At 66.3% G+C, this 264-nt stretch carries 1 protein-coding gene; it reads left to right on the forward strand.

Going from position 1 to position 264, the window contains the following annotated elements:
- On the forward strand, positions 1 to 264 hold a 264-nt coding region (locus HKX41_11870), incomplete at both ends, for a 7-carboxy-7-deazaguanine synthase QueE (GenBank protein ID NNC24831.1).

Genomic DNA, 264 nt, shown 5'->3' on the forward strand with positions numbered 1-264 from the left:
TGCGTGACCGGCGGCGAGCCGCTGGCGCAGAAGCGCTGCATCGAGTTGCTCAAGCGCCTGTGCGATGCCGGTTACGAGGTCTCGCTGGAAACCTCCGGCGCGATCGACATCGCCGCGGTCGATCCGCGCGTGTCGCGCGTGCTCGACATCAAGACCCCGGACTCCAAGGAAGCTCACCGCAACCTGTGGAGCAACCTGCCGCTGCTGAGCGCGCGCGACCAGATCAAGTTCGTGATCTGCAGCCGCGAGGACTACGAGTGGTCC

It is taken from the genome of Salifodinibacter halophilus, assembly GCA_012999515.1.
Classification (GTDB): domain Bacteria; phylum Pseudomonadota; class Gammaproteobacteria; order Nevskiales; family Salinisphaeraceae; genus Salifodinibacter; species Salifodinibacter halophilus.